The sequence below is a fragment of the uncultured Rhodoblastus sp. genome, assembly GCF_903903185.1.
Classification (GTDB): Bacteria; Pseudomonadota; Alphaproteobacteria; order Rhizobiales; family Beijerinckiaceae; genus Rhodoblastus.
Window position 1 is genome coordinate 1 of sequence record NZ_CAIUXT010000167.1, and the last position, 9184, is coordinate 9184.

The 9184-nt window shown below is 62.3% G+C and carries 4 protein-coding genes and 1 pseudogene; 1 reads left to right on the forward strand and 4 read right to left on the reverse strand.

The window, feature by feature from the left end; translation table 11 throughout:
• Positions 1–1102 (forward strand): IS91 family transposase (locus QZY01_RS15665; RefSeq protein ID WP_294538792.1); only part of this gene is annotated, 1102 nt, incomplete at its 5' end.
• Positions 1103–1700: 598 nt separating this feature from the next.
• Here QZY01_RS15665 and cysN read toward each other — a convergent pair.
• From cysN to QZY01_RS15685, 4 genes and pseudogenes are all read right to left on the reverse strand, one after another.
• Positions 1701–3602: a sulfate adenylyltransferase subunit CysN gene (gene cysN, locus QZY01_RS15670; protein ID WP_294538795.1), complete on the reverse strand. Its 1902-nt coding sequence runs from the start codon at positions 3600–3602 to the stop codon at positions 1701–1703.
• Positions 3602–4507: pseudogene (gene cysD / locus QZY01_RS15675) on the reverse strand (sulfate adenylyltransferase subunit CysD). Before cysD ends, cysN begins: the two are co-directional and overlap by 1 nt.
• 105 nt (positions 4508–4612) lie before the next feature.
• Positions 4613–5245: an invasion associated locus B family protein gene (locus tag QZY01_RS15680; RefSeq protein WP_294538798.1), complete on the reverse strand. Its 633-nt coding sequence runs from the start codon at positions 5243–5245 to the stop codon at positions 4613–4615.
• 101 nt (positions 5246–5346) lie between these two features.
• On the reverse strand, positions 5347–9184 hold a 3838-nt coding region (locus QZY01_RS15685; protein ID WP_294538801.1), incomplete at its 5' end, for an autotransporter domain-containing protein.

Below are 9184 nucleotides of genomic sequence, written 5' to 3' on the forward strand. Positions count from 1 at the left end.
AATCGAGCGCTGCCGAACGGCGGCGCTCGGCGGCCACGTCGCACGCTGCGACAACGCGGCGTGCGGCCATACCCACATCGCTTTCAACTCCTGCCGCAACAGGCATTGCCCGAAGTGCCAGGCCGCAGCGTCGCGCCGATGGCTGGCCGACCGCGAAGCGGAGCTTTTGCCCGTCCCGTATTTTCACGTCGTGTACACGCTGCCGAGCAAGCTGCGCGACATCGCCTACCAGAACAAGCGCGTGGTCTACGACCTGCTGATGAAGGCGGCGGCCGAGACAACGCTCGTCATCGCCGCCAATCCCAGGCGACTCGGCGCCAGGATCGGCATCACCGCCGTGCTGCACACCTGGGGCTCGACGCTCACCCATCATCCGCACGTGCATATGATCGTGCCCGGTGGCGGGCTCTCGCTCGACCGATCGCGATGGGTCGCCTCCCGCTCCAACTTCCTTGTGCACGTCCACCTGCTGGCGCGTCTGTTCAGCGGCAAGATGCTGGCCATGCTCACCGCCGCCCACGACGCCGGCCAGTTGAAGTTCTTCAACGCCCATGCCGGGCTCGCCGACAAAGCTGCGTTCAAGCGTTTCATCGCCCCGCTGCGGCGCACCAGGTGGATCGTCTATTGCAAGGCGCCGTTCGCGGGACCCAGGCAGGTGCTGCGCTATCTTTCCCGTTACACCCACCGGGTCGCCATATCGAACCGCCGCCTCATCGCAGCCGACGCCGCCGGCGTCGCTTTCCGCTGGAAGAACTATCGCATCGAAGGTCCGGATCGCTGGATGACGATGCGTCTTCACCCGCACGAGTTCATCCGGCGCTTTCTCATGCACGTGCTGCCCAGGGGTTTCCACCGCATCCGGCACTACGGGCTCTTCGCCAACGCCAACCGCGCCGACAACATCGCAACAGCCCGCGCGCTGCTCGGCGCCGACCCGCCTGCCGCCAACCCGAAACAGCAGCCGGATGTCACACCGGACGGGCCGCGCGTGCTGCGCTCCCCATGCCCGCGCTGCGGCGCCCGCATGATCGTCATCGAGGTCTTCGCGCGCGGATGCCAGCCAAGGTGGCGGCCTACCCCAAGCACGATCGACACATCATGAGCCAGACCGCCTGTCAGCGCCGCCGCTTTCCCGTTCCATTGCGCTGGCTCCACGCTGGCGGTGATCTCTCTCGCCAAAATCACGCCGATCAACCCGCCTATCGCCGGTTGATAAGCTCCAGGCCAGCCCCGCTATCCCTGTCGCGCACCGCCAAGCCCCTCAAAACCCTGTCTGGGTCGCTGGGCACGGCCTTCGGGTCCACCACCGTAACCGGCGTGAAAATCAAATCCCCATAGCGCTGGCTGCCTGCACAGCGCTAACCGTCCCGCGACTTCGTGCCTTGGCGCTTTTTGGACGCCGGTCGCCGGAGCAAGCGGCGCGTTTCGTGACGCCGGCGTCCAAAAACCTGCACAGGTCCGGACATTCGATCCCTTCTGGTCGAGCCTGAGTCGCAGAACAAAAGCGGACCTTCCCGAGATCGAAAACGCGGCCGGCGGTAAGTTCACTAGCCGGAACTCAGGCGACCGCCGAAACTTCAACAGATCCGATGATTTTCATTTGCTCGTCAAGCCGCGCCCGGATGCGAGTCCGAATCTGCCGGAGCCCTTTCGCGCGGGCATAAGCGAGAGTCCATAGAGTTCAATGCAACGCCGACTGTTCAGGTGACATAGAATGTCTCTGTATCTTTGAGATAGCGCAAGATAATCTCGGCGGCGTCTTCCGGACGTAGGGATTCCGCGCCAATGACGATTTCCGCAACCTCCGGACGTTCATAGGCCTGATCCACCCCGGTGAAATTCTTGATCTGTCCGGCCAGCGCCTTCTTGTAGAGACCCTTGGGGTCGCGCTCGATACAGACCTCCAACGCCGTATCGACGAAGATCTCGATGAATTCGTCTGGTTCGACCAAATCGCGCACCATCCGCCTTTCAGCCCCGAAAGGCGAAATGAACGCACACAGCACGATCAGGCCGGCGTCGATCATCAGTTTGGCGACTTCCCCGATGCGGCGGATGTTTTCGACGCGATCGGCCTCGGTAAAGCCCAGATCCTTGTTGAGCCCGTGACGGATATTATCGCCGTCGAGCAGGACGGAATGGGCCTGTCGTTCAAGTAGCCTTGCTTCGACAAGATTGGCGATCGTCGACTTGCCTGAACCGGAGAGGCCGGTGAACCAGAGGATTTTCGGCTTCTGACGTTTCAGTCGCGACCGCGCCGCCTTGCCGACGGCAAGGGGCTGTGGATGCACATTGCTGGCGCGGCGCAACGCGAAGGCGATGGTTCCCGCCGCCGCGACGCCATTGTCGGCGCGGTCGATCAGGATGAAAGCGCCCGTGACGCGATTGGCCTCGTAAGGGTCAATGGCGATCGGCGCCGATGTGACGAGATTGCAGAAGCCAATTTCATTGAGCCGGAGCGTCTTGGCCGCGATTTTCGCCTGGCTGTCAATATCCAGCCGGTATTTTATCTCCATCACGCTCGCCGGAAAGCTCCGGCCGCCGATTTTCATCAGATAGGAGCGGCCCGGCAGAAGTTCCTGCTCGCTCATCCAGATCAGATGGGCGGCGAATTGATCGACCACCTCCGGCCGGTCCAACGGATCGCACAGCAGGTCGCCGCGCGAGGCGTCGATTTCGTCGGCGAAGACCAGGGTGACCGAATCCGGCGCCTCGGCCTGTTCCAGATCGCCGTCCATCGTGACGATGCGCGCGATCCGCGTTTTCTGTCCCGAGCCGGCGACGACGACTTCGTCGCCCCGGCGGACGCGGCCCGCGGCGATGGTCCCGGCGTAACCGCGAAAATCGCCATGCGGCCGGTTGACCCATTGGATCGGGAAACGCAAGGGCCGCTCGGCCCGCGCGTCCTCGACGTCCGCCGCCTCCAGGCAGGAAATGACGGTCGGGCCCTCATGCCAGGGCATGTGTCGCGACGGTGAAGACACGTTGTCGCCGAGGCGCGCCGAAATCGGTATCGGGGTCACGACGCGAAAATTCAAACGCGCGCTGGCCTCGGCGAACTCCCGGACGATCCGTTCGAAGACAGCGGGGTCGTAGTCGACCAGATCCATCTTGTTGACCGCCAGCACGATGTGGCGGACGCCCAGCAGCGCGACGATGGCGGCGTGACGGCGCGTCTGGGTCAACAGGCCCTTGCGCGCATCGACCAGCAGGATCGCCAGATCGGCGTTCGAGGCGCCGGTCGCCATATTGCGGGTATATTGCTCGTGACCGGGACAATCGGCGACGATGAAGGCGCGCGCCGGCGTCGAGAAGTAACGATAGGCGACATCGATGGTGATGCCTTGTTCGCGCTCGGCCTCCAGCCCGTCGACCAGCAGGGCGAAATCCACTTCATCGCCAACCGTGCCGAATTTGCACGAGTCGCGCGCCAAAGCCGCCAGCTGGTCATCGAAGATCAGGCCGCGCTCATAAAGCAGGCGACCGATCAGCGTCGATTTACCGTCATCGACTGATCCGCAGGTGAGAAAACGCAGCGTCGGAAGCTGGACGGCGCGCGCTTCAGCGCCGGCCGGAGACTTTTGCGGGGCGTCGAACTTCATCAGAAATAGCCCTCGCGCTTCTTTTTCTCCATCGAGTCGGATTCATCGTAATCGATCACCCGGCCCTGGCGCTCGGAGGTCGTCGCGGCGCGCATTTCGGTAATGATTTCCTCCAGCGTCTCGGCCCCGGATTCGATCGCCCCGGTCAGCGGATAGCATCCGAGCGTGCGGAAACGGACGCGCCGCATTTCCGCGACCTCGCCCTCCAGCAAGGGCAGCCGGTCGTCGTCGACCATGATCAGCGCGCCGTCGCGCCGCACCACCGGCCGAGGCCTGGCGAAATAAAGCGACGCGACCGGAATTTTCTCTGCGGCGATATAGTCCCAGACATCGAGTTCGGTCCAGTTGGACAATGGAAAGACCCGCATCGACTCGCCCGGGTTGAGGCGCGTATTAAAAATCGTCCACAGTTCGGGGCGCTGGTCGCGGGGGTTCCAGGCCTGGGCTGCGTTGCGGTGGGAAAAGACCCTTTCCTTGGCGCGGCTTTTTTCCTCGTCGCGGCGGGCGCCCCCGAAAGCCGCGTCGAATTTCCACTTGTCGAGCGCCTGACGCAGCCCCTCGATCTTCATTACCCTTGTATGGATGGCAGAGCCGGAGGCGACCGGCGAAACCCCTTAGGAAATGCCCTCCTCATTGACATGGACCAGCAGATTCATACCGACCCTCGCCGCCGTTCGATCGCGAAAAGCGATCATTTCCTGGAACTTCCAGGTCGTATCGACGTGGAGCAATGGAAAGGGCGGCTTGGCCGGAAAAAATGCCTTCAGCGCGAGATGCAGTATCACGCTGGAATCTTTTCCGATGGAATAGAGCATCACCGGGTTATGGAATTCGGCCACGGTTTCGCGAAGGATAAAGATCGACTCTGCTTCAAGGCGTCGCAAATGCGGTGAAAAAGCTTTCATGGGTCGCGCCTTGGCCTGAGTTGTTCCCCGTCAATGAAATTTCCGCCCGCCCGAAGTTTGGAGTTACAACACATCATCCACTTGACCCACAGGCCCGGTAGCGCGTCATTCTTTCAGCAACGCGTCAAACGCCGGGCGGTAACCTTTGAAGGACAAGGGCACGACGATGTCATGTCCGCCGGCATCCTTGAAAGTCAATTTCCCGATTCCCTCTCCGGAGCGAGCCTTTTTCTGGTAATCGTCCTTGAATTCAAATTCAACAAAACAGCCGGCCGGCACGCAGCGCTCAATCGTCGTGGAAATACCCGGATCGGAGTCGTCGAGGCGAAGGCTGACGGGCGCCCGCACCGACACATTGACCGGCAGTTGCGCCACGAAAATCACCGGTTTGCCGCTCGCCGGCTTTTCGACAAGGACGCGAGAAAACGGCGTATTATTTTCCCTGATCCGACTGACCTGCGAAATCTGGCACAATTTGCGCGGCGCCGGAGTGGTTTCGTTCTGGCATTGCAAAATCCAGTCGTCGTAGGTCGCCGAGGTGTTCTGCTGCGCTTGCGCGAGAGAGCAGCAGGCGCCGAGCGCTGTCGCGAGGGCCGCCAGATGGAGTAAACGGATGCGGGAATGACACATGTTCTCAATTCGCCTTGTTTGCGCTGGTGTTTCGGAGGCATCCGCGACACCACGGACTCCACTTGAAAGCGCCTTGCGGTGCGGACAATGATGCGCAGAACGGACCAAATCTCCGCAAAGTTATTAATTGCTTTTGCCTGTTGCGCCAAGGCGACCGGGCTAAAACGGGGTCGTCCTGCGGCGACAGACTTCCATTGGGTCGTTTCAGATCACCACGTCTTCCGGATTTGGCCCGTCGCCGAATAAATGTTGGTTGTGCTGGAATATTCGCCATCGAATTTCGCGAGCATCGACCAGCCGTCGCCAAGCCTGTATTCGATGCCCAGCGTCAAAAGTGCGCCGTCGGGCGCAGGCTTCGCGGAATTGATGAAGAAACTGCTCCCCGAAATCGACTGGAACGACGCCACCGTCAAACTCTGGTTGTTGAAATCATGCGCCCAGGCCGCACGGGCATAAATTTTCAACGCGCCTCCGTAGCCTGGAGCGACATAATCGAGCCAGCCGCCAAGTTCGGTGCGGTCGGTGGCGAAATTGCGGCTGGCGTAATTGAGCGAGGCCGCCGAGCCGATCCCGCCCAGCGCCGTCTCGGTGAAGGACGGCAGGAACAGCGCCTGAACCTGGTTCGCGCCATAGGGCGTCAACGTCAGGCCAGCCGAGACCGGCAAACTATATCCGCCCTCCAGCCGCTGCGACAAGACATGGGCGGTGAAGGAGCCATCCTGGTTGCCAATGCCCGCCATGGCGCCGGTTCGAGTCGTTGTCACATCGTGCAGCGAATAGCCGAGCGCGCTCGCCAGATACGCCGGACCGAAATGCAAGGAGCCGTAAACGCCGGCCTGAAACATGTCGGAGCGTCCGCTTCCCATGCCCTGGCCTAGGCCCCAGCCGGTTCCGCCGCCGCCCAAAGCCATGCCGACGACCGCGTTGGGCTCGATATGATAATCGACGCCGCCCGCAAAACCGTAGACAGAACCGGAGGTTCGAGCGGCGCCAGAGGTCGCATTGCCCGAGACGGTTTCGCTGCCGCCATAGGCGGCGCCCCAGAATACCGGCGCAGGCCCCGGACCGGCTTTTCCCGACGGCGCGAGGGCGGTAAAGGCCCGGCTGGCGCCGGCGGCGACGGGATCGGCCCCGTAGGACAAAAAGGCCGGCGCCGTCGAGGCGCCGAAATCGCCGCGTCCGGCGATATGCGGGTTCAGCATGAGGTTCAGAAACATATTGCCGGCTTCGAAACCGATGAGCCCGAAACTGCCCTGCTGCTGGCCGGCCAGTTGATTGACGGCCGCGGCTAGCCCGGCGCCGGAAAGATCGGCGAGGTTTTGCAGGCCGCTCGGCAAAATCGCGCCGGACAGGATCGCATTATTGAGGACGCGCGCCGTGTTTTGCGCGTTATACGGGGCGTTCGACGGCAGATCGAGCAGACTATAATAGGCGCCGATGGTCAGATAGACGTTATTGGCGTCATAGCTGAGCGTCGGGTTCTTGATCAATCCGCTCGCCGTCACGCTGACCGTCGGACTGAAGACATTGCCCGCCCCGAGCGCAGAAGTCGCGCTGAGAATTTGATAGGTGTGCGCCGCATATTTCCCGAGCTGCGGCGCAACGGAAACGGTCGCGCCGCCGAGCGTCGCCGCGCCATTGACCTGCGTTTTCGAGGCCGCCGAGGGCGTAATCGCCACGACATAGGACGAGTTCGACGCAAAACTGAGATTGCCGTTGACGGTCAGCGTGCCGATCGAGCCGCCCGGCGACAAGCTCGCGCCGGGTTCGATGATCACGCCGCCGAACAAGGCGCCATGGCCAGCCAGCGCGCCGTAGACCGCGACCGGGTTGGCGCTGGTCAGCGTGGCGCCGGGGTTTTGCGCGTCGCCAATTTCCAGTTCGGCGCCCGCGCCAACGGTGACGTGGTTCGAGCTATTGACGCCATTGAGAATCACCTGGCCGGAATTGACGTTGACCTGATTGACGCCCGAAAATCCGAAGCCGCTGGCGTAAGTGAACGTCTGGCCCGCGCCCGGTGCGAAATTGACCGTGTCGGCCTTTCCCTTGCCGAGAATATTGCCGGCGACGGTTCCGCCGGAAATGTTGAGCACATCCGCGTTGGCCGAGAGTTTTATGGCGCCGGAGATGAGGCCGCCGGTCTGGTTGATGACGACCGGGCTGGTCGCGGCGCTGACGTCGATCGCGGCGGTCGAACCGAAGATCGTGCCGCTGTTGACGATGGCCGAGCCGGAAACGAAATTCACACCTGCGCCAATCGCAATGCCGGTCTTCGCGGCGATCGTGCCGGAATTCGAAATATTGCCTGCGAAAGTCGAGACGCCGACGAACTGGGAAGTCAAAGACCCACAGCCGCGAACACCGCAGAGTTTCGTTAATAAGGCGCTGCCGACTCCGACGCCGACGCCGATGCCGGCCGATGAGATCGCGCCGCTGTTGCCGATCCCGCCGGAGAAACTGCTCACGCCGAGAACCACAACGCCGGCGCCTGTGCCGGAAGCCGCCGAGATCGTGCCGCTATTGCCGATCCCGCCAGAAAAGGCGCTTACAAAGCCGACACCGATGCCAACGCCGAAACCGCCGACGGCGCCGACCGCCGTGATCGCGCCGCTATTGCTGATTCCGCCGGAGAATGCGCTAACAAGGCCGACACCGATGCCAACGCCGAAACCGCTGCCGGCGGCGCCGACCGCCGTGATGACGCCACTATTGGTTACGCCGCCCGAAAACGTGCTCACATCACCAACGGTGATGCCGATGCCGATGCCGCTGCCGGCGGCGACGATAGCCGAGATCGCGCCGCTATTGCCGATCCCGCCAGAGAACGTGTTTGCTTTGCTGACAATGATTCCGGCGCCGCCGCCCGAGATCGTGCCGGAGTTTCTGATCCCGCCGGAGAATGTGCTCAAACCGTAGACTTCGATGCCGGTGCCGGCGCCGCCAGCCGCGATCGTCCCGCTATTGCTGATCCCGCCAGAAAAGGTGTCGACCCCGTTAACAATAATCCCTTCGTCGTTTGCCGAGATTGTTCCACTATTGTTGATCCCGCCCGAGAAGCTCGGCGTGTCTCCACTAAAGCTGTACACGGCAATGCCTTCGGCTTTGGTCGATATCGTTCCGCTATTTTTGATCCCTCCGGAGAAAGTCTCGAATCCACTGACAAAAATGCCGCTTATAAAGCCTGAAATCGTGCCCGAGTTACTGACTCCGCCGGAGAAACTCGTCACGAGTTTGTTTTCGGCGAAAGCGCCGACCTGAATGCCAAAGCCCGCCAAACCGCCGGAATCCGAAATGGCGCCGGCATTGGTAATGCCGCCTGAAAAACTCGGGCCGGTGATCGCGATGGCGGTTTTTGTCGCGACAATCTTGCTGGCAGCGTCGATGAATATGCCGGCGCCCGTCGCCTGAATCACGCCGCTGTCGATGATCGCGCCATTGATTGTGGCGCCGACGAGGCTGATGCCCGTCGGGGCGGAAATTGTTCCGGCGTTGGAAATGTTTCCGGACATCGAGACTGAACTGACCAGAATGCCGACGCCCGAAGGAGAGCCGGGGCTTACCACGCCGCTGGCCGCGTTGACGATGTTGCCGGCAAACGAGGTGTTGCGGGCCTGGATGCAGGGAACGGAGGCGGAATTGGTCGACGGGAACGGTCCCGCATAGCAGCCCCCCGCCCCCGTGAAGGTGAGGTACACGTCGTCGCCGTTGGCGCTATAGGTCAGTTTTCCGGTGTAGCCGCCGTAACTGACCATCGGATTGAAAATATTGCCGCCGACGCCGAGCCCGCCCTGTGTATCGGTCAGGATCAGATATTGCACGCCGGGCGTCACGCCGACGCCGACCCCGATCGCGGCGACGCTGGCGCCGCCGAGCGTCGCCGCTCCGTTGATATTGGTCAGGCCGGCATTGGCGCCGTTGAACGTGTCTTGATAGGTCGCGCCCGAGGCGAACACCACGTTGCCGTTGATCGTCAGCGTGCCGACCGAACCGGGGACGCCCGGCGACAGGGTCGCGCCGCTGTTGACGGCCAGCGTGGCGCTGGCGGTG